This window comes from Corynebacterium sp. HMSC08C04, from assembly GCF_001807495.1.
Classification (GTDB): domain Bacteria; phylum Actinomycetota; class Actinomycetes; order Mycobacteriales; family Mycobacteriaceae; genus Corynebacterium; species Corynebacterium simulans.
Genome location: NZ_KV789202.1, coordinates 43,005 through 65,139, shown reverse-complemented (window position 1 = coordinate 65,139; position 22,135 = coordinate 43,005). Strand labels below are relative to the sequence as shown.

The 22,135-nt window shown below is 59.7% G+C and carries 24 protein-coding genes and 2 tRNA genes; 11 read left to right on the top strand and 15 right to left on the bottom strand.

Features of this window, described 5'->3' with window-relative positions; all coding sequences use genetic code 11:
• Nucleotides 1–12: 12 nt before the first annotated feature.
• The 4 genes from HMPREF3169_RS03460 to HMPREF3169_RS03445 all read right to left on the bottom strand — a co-directional run bounded on the left by HMPREF3169_RS03460 (nucleotide 13) and on the right by HMPREF3169_RS03445 (nucleotide 4,665).
• A complete protein-coding gene (locus tag HMPREF3169_RS03460; RefSeq protein ID WP_070455680.1) occupies nucleotides 13–1,983 on the bottom strand; it encodes a galactan 5-O-arabinofuranosyltransferase in 1,971 nt (656 codons plus the stop codon).
• A 37-nt stretch (nucleotides 1,984–2,020) separates the two neighbouring features.
• Nucleotides 2,021–2,779 (bottom strand): decaprenylphospho-beta-D-erythro-pentofuranosid-2-ulose 2-reductase, encoded by a 759-nt coding sequence (locus HMPREF3169_RS03455; protein ID WP_061919989.1) that lies wholly within the window; start codon nucleotides 2,777–2,779, stop codon nucleotides 2,021–2,023.
• 47 nt (nucleotides 2,780–2,826) lie between these two features.
• A complete protein-coding gene (locus HMPREF3169_RS03450) occupies nucleotides 2,827–4,242 on the bottom strand; it encodes a decaprenylphosphoryl-beta-D-ribose oxidase (RefSeq protein ID WP_061919991.1) in 1,416 nt (471 codons plus the stop codon).
• A gap of 144 nt (nucleotides 4,243–4,386) precedes the next feature.
• A complete protein-coding gene (locus tag HMPREF3169_RS03445) occupies nucleotides 4,387–4,665 on the bottom strand; it encodes a hypothetical protein (protein ID WP_061919993.1) in 279 nt (92 codons plus the stop codon).
• A 34-nt stretch (nucleotides 4,666–4,699) separates the two neighbouring features.
• On the opposite strand from HMPREF3169_RS03445, the gene HMPREF3169_RS03440 reads away from it, so the two are divergent.
• The 4 genes from HMPREF3169_RS03440 (at nucleotide 4,700) to HMPREF3169_RS03425 (ending at nucleotide 7,032) form a co-directional block, all read left to right on the top strand.
• A complete protein-coding gene (locus HMPREF3169_RS03440) occupies nucleotides 4,700–5,164 on the top strand; it encodes a hypothetical protein (RefSeq protein WP_061919995.1) in 465 nt (154 codons plus the stop codon).
• 55 nt (nucleotides 5,165–5,219) lie between these two features.
• Nucleotides 5,220–6,110, top strand: a complete 891-nt coding sequence (locus tag HMPREF3169_RS03435) for a plasmid pRiA4b ORF-3 family protein (RefSeq protein WP_061919998.1) — start codon at nucleotides 5,220–5,222, stop codon at nucleotides 6,108–6,110.
• Nucleotides 6,111–6,181: 71 nt separating this feature from the next.
• Entirely contained in the window at nucleotides 6,182–6,571 is a 390-nt protein-coding gene (locus HMPREF3169_RS03430) for a GtrA family protein (RefSeq protein WP_061920154.1), read from the top strand.
• Complete coding sequence (locus tag HMPREF3169_RS03425) at nucleotides 6,571–7,032, top strand: GtrA family protein (protein ID WP_070455679.1); 462 nt, start codon at nucleotides 6,571–6,573, stop codon at nucleotides 7,030–7,032. Before HMPREF3169_RS03430 ends, HMPREF3169_RS03425 begins: the two co-directional genes overlap by 1 nt.
• On the opposite strand, the gene HMPREF3169_RS03420 is transcribed toward HMPREF3169_RS03425, so the two are convergent.
• From HMPREF3169_RS03420 to HMPREF3169_RS03410, 3 genes are all read right to left on the bottom strand, one after another.
• Nucleotides 7,033–7,938 carry a galactofuranosyltransferase GlfT1 gene (locus HMPREF3169_RS03420; protein ID WP_062036276.1) on the bottom strand — a complete coding sequence of 302 codons (906 nt, stop codon included), beginning with the start codon at nucleotides 7,936–7,938 and terminating at the stop codon, nucleotides 7,033–7,035.
• Between the two features lie 168 nt (nucleotides 7,939–8,106).
• A complete protein-coding gene (locus HMPREF3169_RS03415) occupies nucleotides 8,107–8,901 on the bottom strand; it encodes a galactan export ABC transporter ATP-binding subunit Wzt/RfbE (RefSeq protein ID WP_061920004.1) in 795 nt (264 codons plus the stop codon).
• A 28-nt stretch (nucleotides 8,902–8,929) separates the two neighbouring features.
• Nucleotides 8,930–9,781: a galactan export ABC transporter permease subunit Wzm/RfbD gene (locus HMPREF3169_RS03410; RefSeq protein ID WP_061920156.1), complete on the bottom strand. Its 852-nt coding sequence runs from the start codon at nucleotides 9,779–9,781 to the stop codon at nucleotides 8,930–8,932.
• 240 nt (nucleotides 9,782–10,021) lie between these two features.
• On the opposite strand from HMPREF3169_RS03410, the gene HMPREF3169_RS03405 reads away from it, so the two are divergent.
• The gene (locus HMPREF3169_RS03405; protein ID WP_070455678.1) at nucleotides 10,022–11,278 is read left to right on the top strand and encodes an aminotransferase class V-fold PLP-dependent enzyme; all 1,257 of its coding nucleotides are present in this window, start codon (nucleotides 10,022–10,024) and stop codon (nucleotides 11,276–11,278) included.
• Between the two features lie 24 nt (nucleotides 11,279–11,302).
• Here the strand turns inward: HMPREF3169_RS03405 and HMPREF3169_RS03400 are convergent, their stop codons facing one another.
• The gene (locus tag HMPREF3169_RS03400) at nucleotides 11,303–12,262 is read right to left on the bottom strand and encodes an NAD(P)H-quinone oxidoreductase (protein WP_070455677.1); all 960 of its coding nucleotides are present in this window, start codon (nucleotides 12,260–12,262) and stop codon (nucleotides 11,303–11,305) included.
• 82 nt (nucleotides 12,263–12,344) lie between these two features.
• Here HMPREF3169_RS03400 and HMPREF3169_RS03395 point away from each other — a divergent pair.
• Nucleotides 12,345–12,429: transfer RNA gene (locus tag HMPREF3169_RS03395), tRNA-Ser, on the top strand.
• Nucleotides 12,430–12,632: 203 nt separating this feature from the next.
• On the opposite strand, the gene HMPREF3169_RS03390 is transcribed toward HMPREF3169_RS03395, so the two are convergent.
• From HMPREF3169_RS03390 to HMPREF3169_RS03375, 4 genes are read right to left on the bottom strand one after another with little or no spacing between them, the layout of a single operon-like run.
• The gene (locus HMPREF3169_RS03390) at nucleotides 12,633–13,637 is read right to left on the bottom strand and encodes a ThiF family adenylyltransferase (RefSeq protein ID WP_062036270.1); all 1,005 of its coding nucleotides are present in this window, start codon (nucleotides 13,635–13,637) and stop codon (nucleotides 12,633–12,635) included.
• Complete coding sequence (locus HMPREF3169_RS03385; RefSeq protein ID WP_062036268.1) at nucleotides 13,634–14,080, bottom strand: molybdenum cofactor biosynthesis protein MoaE; 447 nt, start codon at nucleotides 14,078–14,080, stop codon at nucleotides 13,634–13,636. The genes HMPREF3169_RS03390 and HMPREF3169_RS03385 overlap by 4 nt, the downstream gene beginning before the upstream one ends.
• Nucleotides 14,070–14,540, bottom strand: a complete 471-nt coding sequence (locus tag HMPREF3169_RS03380; RefSeq protein WP_070455676.1) for a MogA/MoaB family molybdenum cofactor biosynthesis protein — start codon at nucleotides 14,538–14,540, stop codon at nucleotides 14,070–14,072. Before HMPREF3169_RS03380 ends, HMPREF3169_RS03385 begins: the two co-directional genes overlap by 11 nt.
• Complete coding sequence (locus HMPREF3169_RS03375) at nucleotides 14,540–15,691, bottom strand: molybdopterin molybdotransferase MoeA (protein WP_070455675.1); 1,152 nt, start codon at nucleotides 15,689–15,691, stop codon at nucleotides 14,540–14,542. Before HMPREF3169_RS03375 ends, HMPREF3169_RS03380 begins: the two co-directional genes overlap by 1 nt.
• A gap of 84 nt (nucleotides 15,692–15,775) precedes the next feature.
• On the opposite strand from HMPREF3169_RS03375, the gene HMPREF3169_RS03370 reads away from it, so the two are divergent.
• From HMPREF3169_RS03370 to HMPREF3169_RS03360, 3 genes are all read left to right on the top strand, one after another.
• Nucleotides 15,776–16,033: a MoaD/ThiS family protein gene (locus HMPREF3169_RS03370; RefSeq protein ID WP_062039224.1), complete on the top strand. Its 258-nt coding sequence runs from the start codon at nucleotides 15,776–15,778 to the stop codon at nucleotides 16,031–16,033.
• Nucleotides 16,034–16,279: 246 nt separating this feature from the next.
• Nucleotides 16,280–16,459 (top strand): hypothetical protein, encoded by a 180-nt coding sequence (locus tag HMPREF3169_RS03365; protein ID WP_062036262.1) that lies wholly within the window; start codon nucleotides 16,280–16,282, stop codon nucleotides 16,457–16,459.
• Between the two features lie 95 nt (nucleotides 16,460–16,554).
• Nucleotides 16,555–16,944: a hypothetical protein gene (locus HMPREF3169_RS03360; RefSeq protein ID WP_062036260.1), complete on the top strand. Its 390-nt coding sequence runs from the start codon at nucleotides 16,555–16,557 to the stop codon at nucleotides 16,942–16,944.
• Between the two features lie 94 nt (nucleotides 16,945–17,038).
• On the opposite strand, the gene hisC is transcribed toward HMPREF3169_RS03360, so the two are convergent.
• Together hisC and HMPREF3169_RS03350 are read right to left on the bottom strand one after the other, a co-directional pair.
• The gene (gene hisC / locus HMPREF3169_RS03355; RefSeq protein ID WP_070455674.1) at nucleotides 17,039–18,091 is read right to left on the bottom strand and encodes a histidinol-phosphate transaminase; all 1,053 of its coding nucleotides are present in this window, start codon (nucleotides 18,089–18,091) and stop codon (nucleotides 17,039–17,041) included.
• Between the two features lie 10 nt (nucleotides 18,092–18,101).
• A complete protein-coding gene (locus HMPREF3169_RS03350; protein ID WP_070455673.1) occupies nucleotides 18,102–19,793 on the bottom strand; it encodes an alpha-keto acid decarboxylase family protein in 1,692 nt (563 codons plus the stop codon).
• A gap of 100 nt (nucleotides 19,794–19,893) precedes the next feature.
• On the opposite strand from HMPREF3169_RS03350, the gene HMPREF3169_RS03345 reads away from it, so the two are divergent.
• Together HMPREF3169_RS03345 and HMPREF3169_RS03340 are read left to right on the top strand one after the other, a co-directional pair.
• Nucleotides 19,894–21,024 carry a PucR family transcriptional regulator gene (locus HMPREF3169_RS03345; RefSeq protein ID WP_070455672.1) on the top strand — a complete coding sequence of 377 codons (1,131 nt, stop codon included), beginning with the start codon at nucleotides 19,894–19,896 and terminating at the stop codon, nucleotides 21,022–21,024.
• Nucleotides 21,025–21,113: 89 nt separating this feature from the next.
• Nucleotides 21,114–21,205 (top strand) — tRNA-Ser (locus HMPREF3169_RS03340).
• Between the two features lie 49 nt (nucleotides 21,206–21,254).
• On the opposite strand, the gene HMPREF3169_RS03335 is transcribed toward HMPREF3169_RS03340, so the two are convergent.
• The gene (locus tag HMPREF3169_RS03335; protein WP_246815590.1) at nucleotides 21,255–21,986 is read right to left on the bottom strand and encodes a response regulator; all 732 of its coding nucleotides are present in this window, start codon (nucleotides 21,984–21,986) and stop codon (nucleotides 21,255–21,257) included.
• Between the last annotated feature and the right edge of the window lie 149 nt (nucleotides 21,987–22,135).

Sequence of the window (22,135 nt, the reverse complement as noted above, 5' to 3'; positions counted from 1 at the left end):
CGGCCCCTAGAGTTAGTGAGAACGCACCGCCACCACGAATGGGCCAACCTGCTTGGTATCCCAGCCTTCCTCGAAGACATCTGGGTTGAAGAAGACCGCACGGTAACGCACGTTGGGCTGATTGGGATAGATATCCTCAGCCAGGTGGATCTTGAAGCCATCGCCCGGCTCTTCGAGGCTGCCGCGGAAGATGACAACATCGGGACCATTCCACTTCGCGGAATCGATCGCCTTCTGGAACTCGGCCGGCGTTTGCTCCCAGGAGTCCTTGCCCCAGGCTTCGATCTGCGCGTTGCGGGCGCTGAACTCACCCAGCGGGTTGGCGTAGTGGCTGGTAAAGGCGTTGAAACCCCAGTATGGGTGATAAGCCATAAACAGCTTCTCGTCCGTCATGACCGTGGTCGCATTCGGCGCGTAGCCGTGCGAGTCGATGAACTCACGGATCTTCAGGTAGTCCTGAGAGGAATCACTGGCAAAGCGGTCGGCGCGCTCGCCGTTGCCGTCGGTATCGGTATAAGCGTGGTCGAGGGCATCCTCGTTGGCTTCCGGGATGTGCTGCGCGTAGTAGATTCCGCCGAATACCAAGAAGATGGCGAACACCGCGGTGATGCGCTTGTTGGTGGTCTCACTAAAGCGCGCCGGGTACAACGTGGGAATGCCCAGCAGGCGGATTTCTGCCAGACAAAGAACGCCGGCGGTGGCGAAAAGCAGCACGATGATGCTCTCCAGGCGGAAGCCCAGCAGGGTGGAGCCGGCCAGGGTGACCACCATGGACATCACGACCCAGAGGTAGGTACCCAAGGTGGCGATGACGAGGGCGCGTACTGCGGCGTCTTCCAGGCGCATGGCCATGTAGATAAGGCCGATGAGGCAGAGCGCGCCGATGATGCTGAAGGAGAGGAAAGGCACCGGAATTTGGGTTCCTTCCTCCGGCAGGTAATGCTGAGCGGCGGACTCCAGTGGCGCCTCTGCGCGGAAGGTGGCGAGCAGATAAGGCGTCCAGGCAACGGCGGCGATGGCCAGCGAGCCGACGCCGATGACCACCAGGTGCATGAGGGGGCGCAGGGAGCGCTCGTAGATTGCGGTGGCGATAGCAACCAACGAGACCACGGTCAGTGCGATGGCGCCGGTGAACAAGGTGTAGAAGCAGGCGGAGAAACCCAGGTACAGGGCCACGCCCAAGGTAGAAAGCCAGGAGCCGTTGAAGGCGCGGGCAGCCAGCACAGCTACTGCCGGAACGCCCATGGCGATGACCGCGGAATAAGGCTCCTCAGCGTTGACCGTGAGCGTGACGGCGGTGGTCACGAGCGCGATTGCGGTGGCAACTGGAAGCGAGCCCACCAAGCGCTGCCAGAGCGGAACGAGCAGGCAGCCACACATCGAGATAGAAATCAGCGCCCACGGCTGGAAGACCTCCCAACCAGGCATGTGCAAAAGGTTGGCCACGCGGCCGCCGAGCCAGAACCAGCCCATGGGGTAGAAGGTGGGAAGGCCCTCGTAGTTCATGTCGGCGTAGCCCATCTGATCCGTGGTGCGGGTCAGGAACTGGGTGCGGAAGACCTGGTCCACCTGCACTCCGTCCAGCCACAGCTTGGAGGCGGAAAGCGGCAGACCGATGGCAGAAAGCACTAGCAAGGCAGGCGAGAGATAGCACGCCGCGTAGGTCAGCCACGTGCGCCACTTAGGCCGTGTGAAAGCAGGACGGTGGGTGTCATAAATCCACTTCACGCAGAGCACGCCGACCAGCAAGAGGGTCAAAACAATGCCGACCGTGCACAGTGCACGGGTGACCATGGAGGTACTAAAAGCTGGCAGGGAGACCGTCTTGAAGGCATAAAAACCGAGGAGAGCGACGACCGCCCCGCCAAGGGCAGCCGCCGCTATGCCCAGCAGAGCCGACTTAGTTGAAAGCTCGTCGGCGTTGTAATCCGTGGCACGGGTGTGTTCAGTGTGCATGGAGTGCATGGTTGCTGGGCTAGTCATGCACACTAGTTTCCCACATTCGGGAGGATTGCTGGAATTAGAAAGGCAGCTTTCGGAAGATGGATTGTGGGATGAACTTGAAGGCCAAGGAGACGTACTCGAACAGTGGGTGCACGTAGATGGACTGCGTGCCGTTCAAGATTGCCTTGACGGTGGCCTTGGCAACATCGTCAACGTTGACGGTCAGCGGTGCCTCGCCAGCGTTTGCGGACATCTTGGTGCGCACCTGGCCCGGACGAACCACGAGGACGTTGGCGCCGGAGCCGCGCAGTGCCTCACCCAGGTTGATGAAGAAGCCATCCACGCCGGCCTTGGAAGCGCCGTAGACAAAGTTGGAGCGGCGCACGCGCATACCCGCCACGGAGGACATGGCGACGATGGTGCCGTGGCCCTGCTCCTTGAACTTCTGGCCCAACAGCACGCCCAGGGAGACCGGGGCGGTGAAGTTGGTCTGTGCGGAAGCGACGGCCTTGGCCTGGTCCTGCCAGAGTTCTTCCTGGTCACCCAGGGTGCCGAAGGCGACGATGGCAACGTCGACGTCGCCGCGGTTCCATGCCTGCTTGACGACGTCCGGGTGGGCCTCGAAGTCAGTTGCGTCAAAGTCGATGACCTCGACGTCAGCACCGCGGGAGGTCAAAGCGGCGGTGGCATCGGCGATGCGCGGGGACTGTGCGCGGGCAGCGAGGGTGACCTTGGCCGGGCCACGCTCCAAGAATTCCTCGACGATGCCGAGGCCGATTTCGGAGGTGCCGCCAAGGAGAAGGATGTGTTGTGCTTGGCCTACTGCATTGAGCATGTGGGTTATTCCTTAAAAATCTTCTGCGTTGTGTTCGGTGCGGACGTTTAGCGCAGCTCGAGGCGGCGGGACATGTCGGATGCGAAGACGCCGGTTGGGTCGATGGCGTTGCGGGTGGCAAGCCAGCCCTCCATGCCCGGGTACATCTTGTGGAAGTTCTCCGCAGAGGTACGGGATTCCTTGGCCAGGTAGAGGCGGCCGCCGAATTCCATGACGCGCTTGTCCAGATCATCAAGGAAGGCGCCGAGGCCTGGCTTGATTGGGAAGTCCACGCAGACGTTCCAGCCCGGCATTGGGTAGGACAGTGGTGCCTTGTTGCCTGGGCCGAAGAGCTTGAACACGTTCAGTGCGGAGTAGTGGCCGGACTTTTGCATGTCACGGATGATCTCCTTGAAAGGCTCAACTGCCTCGGTCGGTACCACGAACTGGTACTGCAGGAAGCCGTTGGAACCGTAGCCGCGGTTCCACTCGCCGATGAGATCCAGCGGCTGGTAGAACTGCGTCAGGTTCTTGATCTTGTTACGAGCCGGCGCGCCCATGAGGTAGTAAGCCTCGCCGATGGCCATCAGGGAGAGCTTGTTCATGGTGAAGTTCGGGAAGATATCCGGCACCGTCATCAGCTGTGGAGCGTTGAACTTCAGCGGATCCTTCGCCAGCTTTGGTGCGAGCTCTTCGAGCTGCGCCAGGGTGGCCAGGCTGCCGCGGGAGATGGTGGAGCGGCCGAGCTTTGGCTCTGGGGAGATGACGTCGAACCAAGCAGAGGAGTAGGTGTAGTTGTGCTCGGAGCCATCCGAGTGGAAGGCTACGGTCTCATCCAGGTTCTCGGTGCGGTCAGTGTCCGCGATGAAGTAGGCGGTCTCGGTCTTGGTCATGCGGATCTGCGCGCGCAGGATGATGCCGGTCAGGCCCATGCCGCCGACGGTGGCCCAGAAGAGCTCTCCGTCTGGATCATCCTTGGAACCGTTAGGCTCCAAGTGGAGTACGCGGCCGTCTGCCACGAGCAGCTCCATGGAGGTGACGTGGTTGCCAAAGGAACCGGCGGAGTGGTGGTTCTTGCCGTGGATATCCGGGCCGATTGCGCCGCCGATGGTGACCTGGCGGGTGCCTGGCAGAACCGGGACCCACAGGCCGTATGGCAGGGCGGCCTTCATCAGCTGATCCAGAGTTACGCCACCGTCTACGTCGACGATTGCGGTTTCCGGATCGATGGAGTGGATCTTGTTCAGCGGCTGCATGTCGATGACCAGGCCGCCGCCGTTTTGGGCAGGGTCACCGTAGGAACGGCCCATGCCGCGGGCGATGACGCCGCGGCGCAGGTGTGCTGGTTTGTCGGAGTTATCTTCTGCAACCTGGGCGACGGCCTTCTTGATGACCTCGACGTCTTCGGTGGACAGTACGTGGGCAGTCGTCGGCGCGGTGCGGCCCCAGCCGTGCAGGGACTTTTCGGTGGTATGTAGTTCCATCTCTTACTCTTTACTCGACGTGATATGTCGTTCCTAGCCTACTCACCAACACGGACACGTGACGTGTGTGACGTTAGTGATATTTGGAACATGTTCGGGCATCGGCCGTGCCCGAATGTGTTGATTTGGCCTTCTAAAACAGATCTAATACAGATCCATGAGCTCGCGGATCTCTGCTGGGAGCTGCTCCTGGGAGGTAATCTCCGGGCCCTTGTAGGAACGCAGAATCTCATAGACCCGACGGCGCGAAGTGGAATCGAGGATAGGCAGCTCCTCAGCCATCAGGCGCGTCATAAACCCGTCGAGCGGGAGATTGGTGTGCTCGGTGGCCAGGAAGTGGCCGTTGTACTTGTCGTCTTCAGCGCGTTCGTCTTGGGCTGCGCGCTGGGCAGGGGTTAGGTGCTCTTTCTTTGAGGAGTACATGCGCTTTAGCTTAGTGCCGCATAAAGTAATCCCCATGACTGAGCAAGACTCCGCACAAGAAACCGAGCGCGTCGACCGCTACGCACTCGATGACACCCTGTCTGGCCGCATAACGCAATCGCTGGCTTTGGGCCTTATGACCTCCTATCCAGATTGGATCAAGAATAAGAAGGCACTCGTCGCCGCTTATATCGGCTCGTTTCTGGGCTTCGGCGCGCTGGTTGCGGTGACCAATGCACAGCGCGAGCAGGAAGAACAGCAGCCGGTGCAGGCACAAGAACAAGAGATGGACGTGAAGGCCTGGGCAGCATTTGTTGCCGTGGTACTGGTTCTCATCGCCGGTGGTTTCATCAACGTCAAGGTTGCGCAGGCCATGGTCAAGCCCCTGCGCAAGCGCGGTGTGCAGAAGCCATGGACCACTCTGGGGGCCATCGGCGCGGGCCTGCTTTTTGTGGTGAGCGAGCTGGAAGCACGCGACATCGCCAAGCGCGCGGCGTAGCCTCACGCGCTTACCTCCACAACTTTGACCCGCAACTTTGCGTATGGTGGGGCCCATGAGCCTCGGGGTCACAGATTTGAGTACGGCACGCGCCAAGCGTGACAACTCTATCGTGACCCTGCGCCGCGAGCCCCTCACCGTCATCTGCCAGGTTTCCAACGTGAGCGCGGACGTCGAAGTCCACCGCCAAATCGGGTTTTCTGACGCCCTTACCTTTGAGCAACTCCACCACGTGCTCGAAGTCTGCTTCGGGCTCCCCGATGAAGATTCGCCGTGGCACTTCTTTGAACACCATGAAGCCCGCGGGGCCCGCATCGATCCCAAGCATCAAGTCTCCGAGTTTTTGTGGCGTGAGGGCGTGCAGCTGGACTATGCCTGGGGGTTGTGGGACTTTAGCCTGGTTGTGGTTGACATTTACCCGCGCGATTCCGGTACCCCTGAATCATTGTGTGTAGGCGGATCGGGCGCCTTCACGCAGCCTTTCGATCTTACTGCCATCAATGCGCAATTAACTGGCCAAGAGACCATCGATGAAGTGCTCAACATCGTGACCCCGCCGGTGCGTGCGCTCATCCAGCGCAGCAAGCTTTTTGATTTCGTGCCGCTGCTGCAGGCGCTCGATTTAGAGCGCAGTGATTCAAACGCGCCTTTATCAGTCCTAGATTCTTTGCCGCGGGAAGTTACCGCAGAAGGCCAGGACTCGTTTTGGTCCATGGTCTTAGCGCTGACCTGCATGGGCGGGCGGGAGCTTAGCAATTCCGTGGCAGAGTCCACGATGGATGCCTTGGGTTGGGTCTCTGATGAAGGCAAGCTCTTAACAGGCGAAGAAATACGCGAGTTGTGTAGCGCTTCGCTTTCTGTGCTTGCAAGCGTGGGCGCCTATGGGGATGAGGCACTAGCACCGGTGGATCGTCTTGACATTTACCGTGCCCTACTGCGCAGGTAGGCTTTTTAGCCGTGACTGATAAAAATCCTTCTGACGCGGCGCCCCGCGACGTCGAGGTGCGCCGCACCTCGCTGGCGACGCAGCTTTTCCGTTTCGTATTCGTGGGCGTGTTCACAGCGGCAATTGACTACGGGCTTACTTTGTTGCTGACCCATTTTGGCCTGCACCGTTCTGCGGCAAAGGCAATCGGTTGGGTCTTTGGCACCATCGCTGCGTACGTTGCCAATGCGCGTTGGACTTTCGGCGCGCAGGTCTCCGGCCGTACTGCGGGTGCCGTGGCGGCGTTGTATGCCTCGACCTTTGCGGTACAGAACTTCCTGTACTGGGTGCTCAACGAGCCGCTGATTTCTATGGGCTTTGAGGGAGCAGTCAAAGACACCATCGCGTTTGTCATCGCGCAGGGTGTGGCTACAGTAACCAACTTTGCCATTCAGCGCATCTTCATCTTTAAGGGAGATTAATGGTGACCAACGCAGAGAAACTCTCACGCTCGAATTCCCTGCAGGCGCAGGGAACCAAGTTTGTTATTACGGGCGTAATCTCTGCGATCGTTGATGCTGGCCTAACGTGGCTTCTGCAGCTGGGCTTGGGGCTGCTTGATAAAGATGGCGCCCGCACCGTTGGCTTTATCTTTGGCACGCTCGTGGCGTACTTGCTCAATCGCCGTTGGACGTTCAACGCCAAAGCCTCCAAACGCCGCCTTGTGGCAGTGGCGGCGACGTACGCCCTGACTTATTTGGTCAACATGGTGATCTACCGCCGGGCTTTTAACTTCTTTGACGAGGACCTGGCTTGGTCATCCACGTTGGCGCTGGTCGCGGCGTATGTACTTGCGCAGGGCACGGCCACCATCATCAACTTCTTCGTGCAGCGCTGGGTGATCTTCCGCCGCACCCGGAAATCCTTCGTGGTGGAGGATTAGTTAGGGCCGGCGGAAGTCTTCCTTGCGGCCCTGGTTATGCAGGCGAAGCCACTCTACAAAGCCTTGTGGATCGCGTTTTTGGACGAGGAAGAACCAGCCAAAGCGCGCGAATTCTTGGGGCAGGAGCTTGCGCATGCCGCGCTGCCAGAGCAGATAGCCGCGGTTGCGGTAGGTAAAGAACCTCTTGAACTCGCCGTCTGGGTACTGGGTGTGCATCTTGCCGCCAAGAATCGGCTTGAACTCGTCGGAACCATCCGGGTGTAGGTAGCTGGTGGTCAGCGCGGTGCCGAACTTGAGGCCCGAGCCTGCTAAGCGGCGGTGGTATTCCACTTCGTCGCCACGGATGAAGAGGCGATAATCCGGTACACCGATTATCTGCATGGCTTCCGCCGAAATCAGCGCGCCGTTGAAAAGCGATGCAATACCTGGCAGGAAGTCTCCCTCGAGCTCGCTCATGTAGCGGCGCCACACGAGGCCCTGGCGCAGCGGGAAGGCCAGACGGGCTGGTTCGTTGATGTTGCACACGGCAGGGGAGACCTCGTGCAAGCCGTTGGCTTCCGCCACGCGGTAGAGCTCTGCGAGCACGTTTTTATCGGCGGGGCGGCCGTCGTCGTCGGCGCACCACACGGCGTCGGCGCCCAACGAAAGAGCCGTGAGGAAGCCAAGGGCGAAGCCGCCCGCGCCGCCCAGGTTTGTCTGGGAAGGAACGTAGACGGCGCGGTCACCGGCAATCTCATTGACCAATTCCTCGACTGCGGTCTCGGCCCCATTGTCCACCACGATGATCCACTGCACAGGGTGGGTTTGGTGCGCTACCTGCTCCAATGAGGCGCGAAGCAGTTCCACGCGCTGGTGGGTGACGATTACGGCGGCCGTCGAACCGGCGGCGTTCAAGGTGGCAGTCATGAGCTCTATTCTGCCACCCGTGGCGCCGGGGATAGGCTTTGGACATGGAATTAGAACAGATGTGGCCGCCGTTTGCTGTGCGGATTGATGCCAGTGGCTTTACGACGACACCGGCTACACCATCGAAGTAGAAGGCGTAACCGGTGAGTTAAAGGAGATGCTTGGGGCTTAGTCGTCTTCGTTGTCGAAGCGGCGGCGCAAGTCCTTGACGTATTCGCCTACCTCGGGGCCTTCGTATTGGCCCACGACTTCAGAGACCTCGCCGGCAGAGCGGACGGTGCCGTGGTCAATCCACAGCGCAGTGTTGCACAGCTGGGCCAGGAAGTCATTGGAGTGGGAAGCAAAGACGAGGATGCCGGAGCGCTTAACCAGCTCCTGCAGGCGCACGCGGGCCTTGGCCATGAAGGCGGCGTCGACTGCGCCGATGCCCTCATCGAGCAGCAGGATTTCCGGCTCGATGGAGGTAACCACGCCGAGCGCCAAGCGTACGCGCATACCGGTGGAGTAGGTGCGCAGCGGCATGGCGAGGTAGTCACCCAGTTCAGAGAACTCGGCGATCTCATCCATCTTGTTTTTCATCTGCTTGATGGTCTGGCCCAAGAATAGGCCGCGGATGATGATGTTGTCGTAGCCGGAGACCTCTGGGTCCATGCCCACGCCCAAGTCGAAGACGGGGGCGACGCGGCCGCGAACGTCGGCAGTGCCGCGCGTGGGCTCGTAGATGCCAGAAAGCAGACGCAGCAGCGTGGACTTGCCGGCGCCGTTGTGGCCCACGAGACCTACGCGGTCACCTTCGCGGAGGTGAAGGTTGATGTCTTTGAGGGCCTCAACCACGACGGTTTTGTCGGAGTTTTGGCCAATCGCACCGCCGGCTGAGGAAAGTACAGCCTTCTTTAAGGAGCGGGACTTGGCATCAAAGATGGGAAAGTCCACGCAAGCGTTATAAGTATCGATAGAAACCATTGTTTAAGATCCTTTCGTGCAGCTTGCGCTACACCCAGTAGCTCACGCGGAAACGCCATTGGCGCATGGCCAGGCCGGCGACGAGGAGGCCCACGACGGTACACGCGATGACGATAAGCCAGTGGTAGCCCGCGACGGGCTCACCGATCATGGGGGCACGCACGATCTCCATGTAGTGATACAGCGGGTTGATCTCTGCGATGCGAGCGCGGTTGCCCACGGCACCGCCTTGCTCCTTCAAAGTGTTGGTCATCCAGACAATCGGCGTGACGTAGAACAGCAGCTGCGTGAGTGCCTCGAGCAGTGGCGCAATGTCGCGATAGCGGGTTGCCACGATGCCGAAGAACATTGCTACCCACACGCCGTTGACCAGTAGGAGGCCAAGTGCCGGGATGAAGAGGAAGAACTCCCAACCCAGGTGACGCGGGAAGATAAGGATGAGCAGCAACCAGATGATGAGGTTGTGGCCCAAGAATAGCGTTTGGCGCCACACTAGGCGATAGACGTGCACCGATAGGGGAGCCGGGAGCTGTTTGATGAGGCCCTCGTTGTCAATGAAGACGGTGGAGCCTTCCTTGATTGCGCCCGAGATGAAGTTCCACATGATAAGGCCCACGGTGACGTGAGGTAGGAACTCCGCGACTGGAATCTGGAAGAGCATGGAGTACAAAAGGCCCAGTGCTGCTGCCATCACACCGGTGGCGATGGTGATCCAGAAAGGTCCTAGAACCGAGCGGCGGTAGCGTTGCTTGATGTCCTGAATGCCCAGCATGAACCACAATTCACGCTGTTTGGCGCCTTGGATAAGATCGGCAAAAGCCGCCTTCATGGTCATGGACTGGGAGGCCGGTACCGCGCTTTCCTCCGGGGTGGAGGTCATGCGGGCGATGTCGGCGCGCAGTTGGTTGTTATCTTGCACGTCAAAACACCCTAGCGCGCGTGCTGGACAAACGGGTATCTACACGCCGTCTGTACTGGGGGAATGGCTGTAACCTGCAAAAATTCCTTTTTAGGAAACCGTACCCAAACCCGTATAGAGTAGGGAGTCGACTGCCCCACAGCGGCCCCTACAAACGTTGCGTTTGGGTACCAATGAAAGGCGTAGAGGAAGGTTTTATACATGCCATTAGGCTTGCCAGCACGGTATGACGTCGCCAGTGTGCGAGGTCTTTACACTGGCCTATCGGACGGGTGGACCTACCTCAACGCGAATGCTGCGCCGCAGATCTCTGAACGAGTAGCGGCCGGCGTAGCTCGCTCGTTCCGTATGTCCCCAGCAGTAGCCCCGCAGGAAGATGCCACGGGAGCGCATTCCGCGAATAGCGCGCCGGGCCGGTTGGAGGGCTCTGCGCATTACGACGCCGCGCGCATGGCGATTGCGGATCTCGTGGGCTCGAAGGCCAGCCGCGTGGTCTTAGGCCCTTCGCTGCCAGCTTTGTACCAGACCTTGGCGCGCAGCCTGCGCCCGATGTTGCGTCATAATTCTTCGGTGGTTCTGTCCAAGTTGGATCCGCCGGCGCTGTACTCCGCGTTGTCGGAGCTTGATGCGGAAGTGCGTTGGGCACAGCCGGATCTGGGCACGGGTGAGCTGCCGGCTTTCCAGTACGCTGAGCTTGTCGACGGCTCGACGCGCCTGGTCTCCTTCTCCGCAGCGCATGAGCTTTTGGGCACAGTAACACCCACGGCTGAGATCATTGAGAAAATTCGTTCGCGCTCGCGCGCGTGGACGCTTGTCGACGTCTCCGCGCTCGCGCCTTATCGCCCCCTGGGCTTTGATGAACTCGGCGCGGACATCATCGGCATTGATATCGGAATGCTCGGCGGCCCGCAGTTAGCGGCCCTGGTATTCCGTGATGAAGCGATGTTCCGCCGCGTCGATGCGCATAGCCCGGTGAAGGCTTCTAATTCTGCGGAAAAACTAGAGACCCCAGTATCTACCGGCCTGGCCGGTGGCGTTGGCCCTCTAGTTGATCACTTAGCAGCGTTGGCTGGCGGTGAGGCTGGTTCGCGCCGCGTGCGCGTGCATAAGTCGATGGAGGCGCTGAATGAGTACTTGGGCGATCTGACCAATGACATGTACGCCTACTTGGAGACCTTGCCGGCCGTCCACATCTTGGGCGTGACGGGTGAGGCTGCCGCCGGCGCTTCAAAGGATCGCCTGCCGCGGCTTACCTTCGCGGTGCAGAACGTACCGGCAGAGACGGTGCACCGCCGCCTCATCGATAACGGCCTGGTCACGACGTTGGCGCTGCGCACTCCGCTTCTTACGGAGATGGGCGCCGACGAAATCGGCGGCGCCGTTACCGTGGCCTTGGGCCCGTTCAACACCCGCCACGATATTGAACACCTCACGCGCGTGGTGGCGTCTTTGGCCTAAGCCAGTAGCTTAGACCCAAGACGTTTAAGACACCGTCAGCACCAACTTGCCGGTGACGGCGCCGGAGTTTAGTGCTTCGTGCGCAGCGGCGGCCTCGGCCAGCGGGTAAGTGCCGTGGAGATGGTGCTTTACCGTGCCATCTTCCAGCCATGGCCACACGTTGGCGACGGTGTCTGCCACGATTGCGGCTTTGTCCTCAATGCTGCGGGAGCGCAGCGTCGTGCCCTGCAAGGTGAGGCGCTTTGCTAGGACGATGCCCATGTTGAGCTCTTCCTTCGTGCCGCCTTGCAAGCCGATGGTGACCATGTGGCCGTCGGTAGCCAGCGCCTTCAGGTTCTGTTTGAGGTACTTCGCGCCGATGATGTCCAAGATGACGTCGCATTGGTTCTTCAACTCTTCTGCGAAGTCTTGTTCCTTGTAATTAATAAGGATGTCTGCGCCATAGTGCTTGCAGGTCTCCAGCTTCTCCGCGGAGCCGGCCGTCACCGCAACAGTAGCGCCCAGCGCCTTGGCCACCTGGATGGCGAACAAGCCGATGCCGCCCGCACCACCATGAATGAGAATGGTTTGCCCAGCGTGCAGGTTCGCTTCCATGGCGAGGTTGGACCATACGGTGCAGGCCACCTCGATGACTGAGGCGGTATCGGTAAGCGAAAAGCCCTTCGGAATGGGCAGCAGCTGGCCCGCTGGTACCGCGACATATTCGGCGTAACCACCGCCGGCAAGCAGCGCGCCAACCTGGGTGCCTTCTTTCCACTCGGTGCCATTTGCATCCACGATTTCACCGGCCACCTCTAGGCCGATGGTCTCGGAAGCACCTGCTGGTGGCGGATAGTGTCCGCGCGCTTGCAAGAGGTCAGCGCGGTTCACACCCGCAGCATGGACCTTTACTAGAACTTCTCCGGGGTGGAGCAGCGGCTTTTCGACGACGCCTAGCTCCAGCGCTCCGGGATCTTTAGGGTCGGTCTGCACGATAGCTTTCATGCCCACCCAGCTTAACGAAAACTCCGAGGCCGAATATGATCTGCATCGCTAGGTTTAGTAGGCTTAGTGGGTCGCAAGACAAGGAGACGTGGCAGAGCGGCCGAATGCACTGGTCTTGAAAACCAGCGTGGGTCAAACCACCGCGGGTTCAAATCCCGCCGTCTCCGCCGTGTGAAGTCTCGAGACATCGTTCCTTTGGATGGTGTCTCGAGACTTTTTGTTTCCTTCAAACGCCCTTCGCATTGCCAGGCGTGGTTTCATGTACCGATATATGTAAATAGCGGCCAGAAACCTGGTGATTCAGGCACGCTAAATACACGCAGAGGTACACACGCCGTGGACTGTCTTCAGTTTCCTTAATATGGGCTGCCTACGCGGTATTCTGCTCTAGCCATGCGTTGATGCCGCCGCGCAGGGAGTAGACCTGCGTGTAGCCGCGCTCGCGTAGTGCGGCTACGGCTTGGGCGGAGCGGATGCCGCCGGCGCAGTGGATGACGGCGGGTTCGTCGTGGCCGAGCCGGGGATTCTCACCCGCCAGGATGCGGTCCAGGAGGAAGTGCTCGGAGCCGGGGATGGAATGCTCCGCGCGTTCTTCCTCGGTGCGCACATCGATGATGCGGTAGCCGGAGGGGATGGTGCGTATTTCGGGGGCGTCGGCAGGCTGCGTGGGCGTTGCGCCGCTGGCAACCACCGGAATGTACTCCCAGGTGCAGGTCAGCGCATCGAAGTAACCAATCTTCCCAGTAAGCAGCGTGCCCATACCCGTGAGGTACTTAAGGGCCTCCAACGCCATGGCGGAGCCCACCGTGCCCACCACGGGGCCCAGCACGCCGGCTTGGGAGCACGAAGGCACCGAGCCAGGGGCAGGTGCCGTGGGAAAGACGTCCTCGTAGACCGGACCGTGCCCAGACCAGAAGACGGAAAGCTGCGCATCGAATCCTAAAATCGACGCCCACACGTGCGGAATACCCAGCTCGTGGCACGCCCAAGAGCACAGGTAGCGGGCTTCAAAATTATCGGTGCCGTCTAAGAGGACGTCGGCTTCAGCCAAGTGCGCAAGCGCCGTGGCGGAGCTTAGGCGCGGGTACTGCAGTACCTGTACCTCCGGGTTGAGCTGATGGATCGTCTCCGCGGCCGACGCTGTCTTCGGCCCACCAATATCGTCCATGCCGTGGATGACTTGGCGTTGCAGATTGGATAGGGAGACCACGTCGTCGTCGAAAAGCAGGATGCGCCCCACACCTGCGCCCGCGAGGTAAAGCAGGGCAGGCGAGCCAAGCCCGCCGGCACCGATGACCGCCACCGTTGCATTAGTTAGCTTGGCCTGGCCCTCTGTACCCCACAGGGCCTCCTGGCGTGCGTAGCGATTACTCATTCCAAGCCCACCCAGTTGCTAAAACCATCCGCGTAACGCTGCTCTTTCCAAATCGGCACCTCCGCCTTCACGCGGTCGGCGCACTCTTCCGCAGCCGCGAAAGCATCCCCGCGGTGGGCCGCGGCAGCGATCACCACGAATGCTGCCTCGCCCACGCGCAGATCACCGGTGCGGTGTGCGCACCACAGGCGGGTATTCGGATGCGCGGCGATGACTTCTTGCGCCACGCGGGAGATCTCGGATTCGGCAGTGGGGTGCGCGGTATAGCGCAAAAGCTCCACGCCGCCGCGCCCGCCATCATGGTTGCGCACGATGCCGTCGAAGGTGACCACGGCACCCATCGCCGGGGTGGAAATATCAGGCTTTTCAATGGGCGAGCTCGTCATCATCGCCCCGATTACCTTTCCGGTATCGGCGCTAACAAAGGCGGGATCAGTGCTCATGCCTTCCTTCCAATTGATCGACGATGTGCGGTAGCAAAGGCTCCAAAACCTTACAACCATCCTTCACCCCGCCCGTGGAACCGGGCAGCGCCATGGCGAAGGTGTGTGCGTTGACGCCGGCGACGGTACGCGAGAGCGCGGCAGTGGGCACGCTTGCCGACGCCGCGTAAAAAGCATGCGCTATCCCCGGCAGCTCCCGTGCCAGATGCGAGGAGACGGCCTCCACCGTGGCGTCGTCAGGCGAAATGCCCGTGCCTCCGGAAGTTAAAATGACGCTGGGCTGGGCGGCGAAGACCTTATCGAGGGCCTCGGCGATTTCGGCATCGGGTACCACGAGCGCATCCGGAGTATCAAAGCCCATCCGCCGCAGAAAATCCACCGCGATGGGCCCGGAACGATCTTCGTAGATGCCCGCTGCCGCGCGGGTGGAGGCAACCACTACTACTGCACGTCGCGCCATTAGAACGGGATAACCTCAACGACATCGCCCGGCTGCAGATGTGCGCCGGCCGGGATGCGGATGAGGGCGTTGGCGCTCATAGCCTGCGAAATCAGGTGCGAACCAGTGCCGGCGAAGAGCTCGGCCGTGGCGATGCCGTTTTCATAGTCGATGATGCCGCGACGGAACTGGCCGCGGCCTTCCAAGCCGGTGACTGGAACGGTGACTTGCGCGGTGTGTGCGGCCCTGGCGCGACCCAGTGTGGGGCCTACGTAGATGCGGAAGCTGACCAGCGTGGAGACGGGGTTGCCGGGCAGGCAGATAACCGGGACGCTGCTTAGCTTGGACAGTCCCTGCGGTCCGCCGGGCTGCTGTGCCACGTGGCCGAACCAGCCGTCTTCTTCGAAGACTTGGCGCACGACTTCGAACTTGCCGTGGGATACGCCGCCGGAGGTGACGATGGCGTCGGGCTGGTAAACGCGAACCACGCCTTCCAGATCGGAGCGCAGGATGCCTGGGTCATCGTTGGTGCGTACAAAGGCGACGACCTCAATGCCGTACTCGCGGCAGAGAGCAGCAATCATCGGCGCATTCGCATCGGGGATGCTGGCCGCACCTTGGCCGCCGATCTCTGCGCCACCCGTGGCGACCACGATGCGTGCCGGGGCATAGACCTCGACTTCAGTGATGCCTTGGGAGGCCAGCGTGCCGATGATGGCTGGGGTCAGCCGCGTGCCTTCCTCCACCAGCACCTTGCCAGCCGCGATGTCGGATCCGGCCTCGCGGATGAACTGGCCCGCCGGAGCCGCCGGAATGGTGACTTTTTCCCCTTCGCGCGGGAACTGCGGTGGCTCGCATTGCTCCACTGGGACGATGGTCACGGTGTTCTCTGGCACCTTGGCGCCGGTCATGATTGGGGCCGCGATGCCATCCTGTGCAGCGCTGGGCACAGCACCGGCAGCCACCGTCTGGCCGACGGTGAAGGTGCCGCCTTCCGTCGTGGTGATGGCGTAGCCGTCCATCTGCGAGTTATTAAAGCGCGGCATGTCATAAGCCGCGGCGATGGTGCGCGCGAGGATCAAGCCATCGACCTCCAGCAGTGAGCGCGTCACCACCGTCGGCGCAGGTAGTGCCCCACGGATAGCTGCTAGGTGTTCTTCGTAACTGCGCATGCTGGCGTGCCTCTCCTTATGTTCCTGGTTAACCTCTTCAATTTTAACGGCACTTTCAATGCAAAAACTGGCATAGTGGCAGACATGGTTGAAATTCACTATTTCGCCGCCGCCCGCGCAGCGGCAGGTGTAAGCCACGAACAGATTGCAGCTCCTGCAACGCTAGGCGAGCTGCTGGACACCGTGGCCGCAGAGCACAGTGGCACCACCGAGGCCGGCATGAACTTGGGCGAGGTGCTAGACCGCTGCACCTTCCTGGTGGATGGCAAAAACGCCGAACGCGCCGCCTCCCTCACGGGTGCGACGCGTGTTGACGTGTTGCCGCCTTTTGCAGGCGGGTAGGGCTGCTGGTCTAGTGTCTTGTATCGGTCCTCAGGGCATTTACGTCCGACAATAGACTGTGATGTGGATGCTTTCATGGAACACGTCCATTTTCACCTTCATGTTCTGGTCAAACCACAAAATCCGAGAAGAGTATACGAAAGTACCCGATTTAGAAACAGGACTCATTGGTGGGAAAAGAATTGTTAGTCTAAAGGGCGATTCTTAAGCTCAGTTGACGACGAAAATTGTAAGGACGATGCGGAAATGAAATTGCTTAAAGCTTTTACCCTTGTCGTTCTCATTGCAGGGGTTTTGTTGTGCGTAGCGGGCCTATATTGGGAAAATAAGCTTACCAATCTTGGGATTCCCATAGCCTTGCTAGGCATCGCTCTTTCGGTTGCTATACCTGTGAAAAAGAGAAGCGAAGGGGAAAAACACGCTTAGCACAGGTAGTGAAATGAAGAACGCTAAGTTTACGTGTTTCATTCATCAATGAGTCCCGTTTGAAGTGTCTTCGGGAGCCGAAAGCTATAAGGTCCATGTTGCCCGATAAACCGCGCAAGATTCTCACTGCCGATGAAGTCTACGACGCTGTCATTGATTGGTTCAGAGCCGATGATGATTGGGTCAATCTTGTCTACATCGTCCAAGATACCGGCTACGATGACGACGCACTGACTAGTGAGCAGCTTCAGGATGTCATTGAAAAAGTCATGAGCTTTGATGACCTTGCTATATATGACGCTGCAAGCCCTTCATCAAGTGAGATTGGAACAAACTTTGGTGGCAACCCACTGCCTAGGGACGCGGACGCAGCGGCATTGAGCCGATTCATCATTGAAAAGGACCGAGCTGGCCTGCTGATGGCGCTTATGGTTGTCCCGCATCCGGATAAGCACAAGATGCCTTACGAATACGACGAGGAATAGGAGTATATCGCGGCTTGCGATATATCGCTTCGCTAAAAGGGGGTGCTGCTTTGGTGGCAACCCCTTTTGTGATCTTTTACCCGCTTTGCCGTTTTTAGGCGCCGAAAGCAGCCTCCCACGCCTTGAGGAGTACATCGGTCTCCTCGACGGTGGTGATGGAGATGCGTACGCCTTCGTCGAAGGCGCGAACCAGCACGCCGTTTTCGGCGAGCTTGGCAGCGACTTCTTGTGGGGTGCCCAGTTCGGTGATGTTTGCTGCCGGGAACCAGATGTGGTTGGTCTCGGAAGAAGGAACGCCGAACTTAGCAAAGTGCTCAGTGACGCGCTCGCGTTGGCGAACCGTCTCGTCGGTGCGCTCACGCAAGGAATCCTGTGCCGCCAGAGAGTGCAGGGCGCCGACCTGAGCCACCGTGTTCACGGAGAACGGGATGGCTACCTTGTTCAGCGCCTCAATGATCTCTTTGTCGCCGAAGGCATAGCCCACGCGCACGCCGGCTAGGCCGTAGGCCTTGGAGAAAGTGCGCAGGCCCACGACGTTGCGGTGCGTCTTGACGTAGTCGGTGGCCAGCGGCAGGGAGTCGTTGCGGTTGTACTCGATGTAAGCCTCGTCCAATGCCACGATGATGTCATCCGGCACGGCCGCCAGGAACTCGTCGAATTCCGCGCGAGTGATGATCGAACCGGTGGGGTTATTCGGATTGCATACGAAGATAACCTTGGTCTTTTCCGTCACGGCCTTGGCCATCGCCGGCAAGTCCAGGCGGTGCTCCTCATTCAGTGGGACCGGAACCGGCGTCGCGCCAACCACGTGGGCGAAGATTGGATAGGCCTCGAAGGAACGCCACGGGAAAACCACTTCATCGCCAGGCTGGCAGGTGATTTGTACCAGCTGCTGGCAGATGGCAGAAGAACCCGTTCCCACGGCCACCTCATCGAGGGTCATACCAAGGTGCTCTGCGAGTGCAGTGCGCAGCTCGACGACGCCCATGTCTGGGTAACGATTGGCGTCGCCAGCCGCGGCCTCCATGGCCTTGAGCGCCTCCGGAAGCGGAGGCTGGGTGGCCTCATTGGAAGACAGCTTCAAAGCAGTCTCGTTGCGGGCACCAGGAACATAGACGGGCAGGGAGGAAAGATCGGATCGAATCATGGCAACCACCTTAGCCCTGGGAAGAGGTTTCCGGGTTGCGCGGACCGCGAGGGCCGTAGTCAAACTCGGCCGTGAGCGGGCCGAACGCCTGCAGGCCCTTCGGTGCATCAAAAGCGTCGAGCTGAACCTCAAGGAAGGCGCCGCGCTCCGGGTGCTCAGAAATGTCCGCGAGCGCCTTAGCCAGCTCGCCCTCGGTCTTCGCTGCATAAGACTCCATGGTGGTATCTGCCTTGAAGACCTTCGGCAGCTCGTTGTAGCTCCAGTTCTGGATGGCGTTGTACTCCTGCTCCATGCCCAGGATGTAGCGCTCAATGGTGTAGCCATCGTTGTTGACCAGAACGATGATTGGCTTGAGCTCCTGGCGCAGGATGGTAGAAAGCTCCTGAGCGGTCAGCTGGAAGGAACCATCGCCAATGAAGAGCACGTGGCGGCGCTCCGGGTTAGCCAGTTGGGAGCCGAGCACGGCAGGCAGGGTAAAGCCGATGGAGCCCCAGATGGTGGAGTTGATGTACTGCACGCCCTCCGGCATACGCAGCGGGCCCAGGCCGATGTTGGAAGTACCAGCCTCGGCGATGACCACGTCGTCTTCCTTGAGGAAGTGAACCATCTGGTTCCAGATGCGCTCCTGGGTCAGCGGCGCTGACTCGTCTGGCTCGAAGGCCGGCAGCTCAAACTTCTCGCCCGCGGCGGCTTCCTTGGCTGGGATGCGCTCGACGAGGACGTCGAGAAGCTCAAGCGTATTGATGCCCACGAAGTACTCGCCGTCAGCGTTGAGGTGCTGATCGCCGAAGTTGAACACGTGCGCCTTATCCAGATTGTGGGTGAAGGAACCGGAGTTGACCTCGATGAAGCGTGGGTTGGTGGTGACCAGGAAGTCGGAGTTTTCGATGCGCTCCTGCACGCCCGGGGCGGAAGCGGCGCCGTTGTAGGTGCCGATGAACAGCGGGTCGCGCTCGGACAGGATGGCCTTGCCGGAAGAAAGCTGGGAGTACGGCAGCTGGGCCTTGTCGATGATGGCGCGGAACTTCTCGGTAAAACTGTGGCGATCGGTGTCTTGGTCGATCAGGAAGATGGGATCCTTGGCCGCAGCCAGCGCCTCGATCACGCGATCGGCGGCGGCGTTGAGACGCTCCTGGTCGGAGGTAGCCAGCTCGGTGCTGAACGGGGTATCCGGGACCTCGATGGTCAGGTGCGTGATATCGGAAGGGATCTGGATGTGCACCGGGCGCTTCTCGCGCAGGCAGGTGTGCAGGGCGCGGTCGAATTCCTCGACCACGTTCATCGGGGAAACGCGGGTGGCTACCTCGGTAAACGGTGCGATGGCGTCGAGCATGTTGGCAAAGTCGCCGTCGGCAAGCGAGTGGTGCAGGTTCCAACCGAACTCGGTGGCGTACTGCGGCGGTGCGCCAGCGATGGAGACCATCGGAACGTGCTCCGCGCGAGCACCCGCGATGCCGTTGAGCGCAGAAAGCTCGCCCACGCCGTAGGTGGTGAGCAGACAGCCGACGCCGCGCTGGCGGGCGTAGCCATCAGCGGCATAGGCCGCGTTCAGCTCATTGCAGGCGCCGACGAAACGGATGTCCTTGTCTTCGTCGATCTGCTCGAGGAAGCTCAAGTTGAAATCGCCCGGGACACCGATGATTTCGGTGATGCCGATGGCCTTCAAGCGATCAAGGATAAATTCGCCGACAGTAGTCTGCATTGCGAGTCCTTTCTTTTGATAGCGATAAAACGTGCTTTTTCGATTATCGTAGGTCACATTTTTGTTGTCATTAGTCAAAATAGAGAACTATCTTTGACATATGTCGAAACTGACGGCGCCGAACCTGGCACGGATTCAAGAGTTAGCCGATGACATCGCGCGGCAGTTGCAATGCTCGGTGGAGGTAACCACTCCCTCTATCAACGTGATTGCAGCAAGCGCGCAGTTGGGCGCCGTGGATAGTCACCGCGTGGCCTCGATTCTGGAGCGCACCCCGCCGCCGGAGCCGATCCCGTGGATGCTCAGTTATGGCATTCAGGAATCTTCTGCCCCGGTGCGCCTGCCGGCGAATGCGGAATATGACATGCTCCCGCGCGTGGTTATTCCTTTGCGCCACGGCCCTGACCTGGTAGGGCACGTGTGGATCATTGATGAGCACGCGCTTTCCGACGCCGCTCTTGCCTCCGTTTCCCCGCAACTGAGCACGCTGACCAAGTTGGTAGACGAGCGCGATGCTTACCTGGCCACTCGTGCGCAGCAGCTTGGTGACTTAACCCGTGACATCGTTGCGGGGGATGAAAGTGCGCTGGCTATAGCCCGCGAGCGCGACCTTTTGCCGCGTGATGGGGAAGTGCTCATTCACCGTATCGACGTAGACGGTGATTTAGTCCAGCTGACGATGGAGCTCGCCCGTCCGCTGCGGCGGCGTCCGTTTCTGGCCCTGGACTTGCATGATTCGCTCATCATTGTGGAATCCCCGCGCGACGAGCAAGACACGAAAACGCTGATTGAGGAGGTTGCTTCCGCGGCCCTCACGGCGGGGACGCAAATTGGTGCGCGGGGCAGTGCGCCCACTGCGCGTCGGGCTCGTTTCATGGCCGACGTTGCGCGGCTAACCGGGCAACCTGCGATGGACTGGGCTGCGGCTGGCGCCTGGCGCGCGCTGTTGGGATGGGATCTGAGTCCGGCTACCGTGCGTGCGCTGAGCCCCGATGCCGCACTGCTTTTAGACGCCGAGCGCAAAAGCTACTGGGAAAGTCTGCTTTGTTATTTCGAGCATTCCCGCAACGTCAATGACACAGCCGCCGCGCTGTATATTCACCGTGCTACTTTGCATTATCGCCTAGACCGAGTCCGTGAGATCCTGGGCACGGCTGCCCTCGAAGATGGCTGGCGCTGTGCCGCTTTGTATGTGGCATTGAAGCTGCATGCGGCGCTTAATCGCCGCTAAAACCTAAGCAGTTAGACGGTAGTGAGGGGGCTGTTTGGCACGCGTGGAGGGGCTCGGGTAGAGTAAGCGAAGATTCATTGCGAATCGCTGGAGACGTGCCAGAGCGGCCGAATGGGGCTCCCTGCTAAGGAGTTGACTTGCTTGCGCAGGTCCGGAGGTTCAAATCCTCTCGTCTCCGCCACTTGAGAAGTCTCGAGACATCGTTTGCCCGCTGTCTCGAGACTTTTTACTTAGACCCCGATGTGGGGCAGTGCGGTTATTGCCAAGCTGAGCCTGGAGCTCACCGCGAAGACGGACATGAGATGGGAAACCTGCTTCTTAACGGTCGATTGTGCGTAGTGCATCGACTTGGCAATCTCTGCGTTTGAGCGCCCTTCGCAGATGTAGCTCAAGATTTGCTTCTCAGTATCGGTGAGTAAGGCGTACTTCTCATTGAACTCGATAACGCTGGATTCTTTGTCGTTATCGCCCTCTGCATGGGAATCGGATTGGGGAAGGTAGTCAACCAGGCGGGTTAGCGCGTGCGGCGATACGGCTGTGCCACCGTTTACCGCCTCGCGCACAGCGGCATACATTGTGGCCGGCTTGCTGCTTTTTACAACGTAGCCGGCCCCTCCGTTGGTTAAGACCTCGATCATTGTTTTGTCAGTGTCTAAAGCGGTGATTGCTACGAATGCCGGTGGGGTGGGCCGCTTCTTGGCCTCGCGCAAGAGCGTTATTCCGTCCATCTCGGGCATGTGAATATCGGCGATGATGACATCGATGTCGATTTGGTCGAGAAGCGAAAGGGCTTCGACGCCGGTGCTGGCCTCGGCGACGACGTGAATGTCGGCAGTGTATGAGAAGTAGGTCTTCAGCGACGAGCGTACGAGGGGATCGTCATCAACGATCAACGTCGCAATGCGGCTATCGGTGTCAGCGGTGCTCATCGATGCTGGATCGCCGACTTGGAAAATAGCCATAGGTATCTACTTTCATAGTTAAAACTCTTATTTATGCACACTCTATTTGTACCATCATTGAGCTCAATTAAAACCCCCCGTGCAAAGGGCTTATACAAAGGAGGATACGAAAGTATATTTCGCCTGAATATAAAGCTAAATTTGGGCAA

What these genes read in the sequence shown, in the direction of transcription:
- HMPREF3169_RS03460 (WP_070455680.1), bottom strand. Translation starts at nt 1,983, where the DNA reads ATGACTAGCCCAGCAACCATGCACTCCATGCACACTGAACACACCCGT.
- HMPREF3169_RS03455 (WP_061919989.1), bottom strand. Translation starts at nt 2,779, where the DNA reads ATGCTCAATGCAGTAGGCCAAGCACAACACATCCTTCTCCTTGGCGGC.
- HMPREF3169_RS03450 (WP_061919991.1), bottom strand. Translation starts at nt 4,242, where the DNA reads ATGGAACTACATACCACCGAAAAGTCCCTGCACGGCTGGGGCCGCACC.
- HMPREF3169_RS03445 (WP_061919993.1), bottom strand. Translation starts at nt 4,665, where the DNA reads ATGTACTCCTCAAAGAAAGAGCACCTAACCCCTGCCCAGCGCGCAGCC.
- HMPREF3169_RS03440 (WP_061919995.1), top strand. Translation starts at nt 4,700, where the DNA reads ATGACTGAGCAAGACTCCGCACAAGAAACCGAGCGCGTCGACCGCTAC.
- HMPREF3169_RS03435 (WP_061919998.1), top strand. Translation starts at nt 5,220, where the DNA reads ATGAGCCTCGGGGTCACAGATTTGAGTACGGCACGCGCCAAGCGTGAC.
- HMPREF3169_RS03425 (WP_070455679.1), top strand. Translation starts at nt 6,571, where the DNA reads ATGGTGACCAACGCAGAGAAACTCTCACGCTCGAATTCCCTGCAGGCG.
- HMPREF3169_RS03420 (WP_062036276.1), bottom strand. Translation starts at nt 7,938, where the DNA reads ATGACTGCCACCTTGAACGCCGCCGGTTCGACGGCCGCCGTAATCGTC.
- HMPREF3169_RS03415 (WP_061920004.1), bottom strand. Translation starts at nt 8,901, where the DNA reads ATGGTTTCTATCGATACTTATAACGCTTGCGTGGACTTTCCCATCTTT.
- HMPREF3169_RS03410 (WP_061920156.1), bottom strand. Translation starts at nt 9,781, where the DNA reads ATGACCTCCACCCCGGAGGAAAGCGCGGTACCGGCCTCCCAGTCCATG.
- HMPREF3169_RS03405 (WP_070455678.1), top strand. Translation starts at nt 10,022, where the DNA reads ATGCCATTAGGCTTGCCAGCACGGTATGACGTCGCCAGTGTGCGAGGT.
- HMPREF3169_RS03400 (WP_070455677.1), bottom strand. Translation starts at nt 12,262, where the DNA reads ATGAAAGCTATCGTGCAGACCGACCCTAAAGATCCCGGAGCGCTGGAG.
- HMPREF3169_RS03390 (WP_062036270.1), bottom strand. Translation starts at nt 13,637, where the DNA reads ATGAGTAATCGCTACGCACGCCAGGAGGCCCTGTGGGGTACAGAGGGC.
- HMPREF3169_RS03385 (WP_062036268.1), bottom strand. Translation starts at nt 14,080, where the DNA reads ATGAGCACTGATCCCGCCTTTGTTAGCGCCGATACCGGAAAGGTAATC.
- HMPREF3169_RS03380 (WP_070455676.1), bottom strand. Translation starts at nt 14,540, where the DNA reads ATGGCGCGACGTGCAGTAGTAGTGGTTGCCTCCACCCGCGCGGCAGCG.
- HMPREF3169_RS03375 (WP_070455675.1), bottom strand. Translation starts at nt 15,691, where the DNA reads ATGCGCAGTTACGAAGAACACCTAGCAGCTATCCGTGGGGCACTACCT.
- HMPREF3169_RS03370 (WP_062039224.1), top strand. Translation starts at nt 15,776, where the DNA reads ATGGTTGAAATTCACTATTTCGCCGCCGCCCGCGCAGCGGCAGGTGTA.
- HMPREF3169_RS03365 (WP_062036262.1), top strand. Translation starts at nt 16,280, where the DNA reads ATGAAATTGCTTAAAGCTTTTACCCTTGTCGTTCTCATTGCAGGGGTT.
- HMPREF3169_RS03360 (WP_062036260.1), top strand. Translation starts at nt 16,555, where the DNA reads ATGTTGCCCGATAAACCGCGCAAGATTCTCACTGCCGATGAAGTCTAC.
- hisC (WP_070455674.1), bottom strand. Translation starts at nt 18,091, where the DNA reads ATGATTCGATCCGATCTTTCCTCCCTGCCCGTCTATGTTCCTGGTGCC.
- HMPREF3169_RS03350 (WP_070455673.1), bottom strand. Translation starts at nt 19,793, where the DNA reads ATGCAGACTACTGTCGGCGAATTTATCCTTGATCGCTTGAAGGCCATC.
- HMPREF3169_RS03345 (WP_070455672.1), top strand. Translation starts at nt 19,894, where the DNA reads ATGTCGAAACTGACGGCGCCGAACCTGGCACGGATTCAAGAGTTAGCC.
- HMPREF3169_RS03335 (WP_246815590.1), bottom strand. Translation starts at nt 21,986, where the DNA reads ATGGCTATTTTCCAAGTCGGCGATCCAGCATCGATGAGCACCGCTGAC.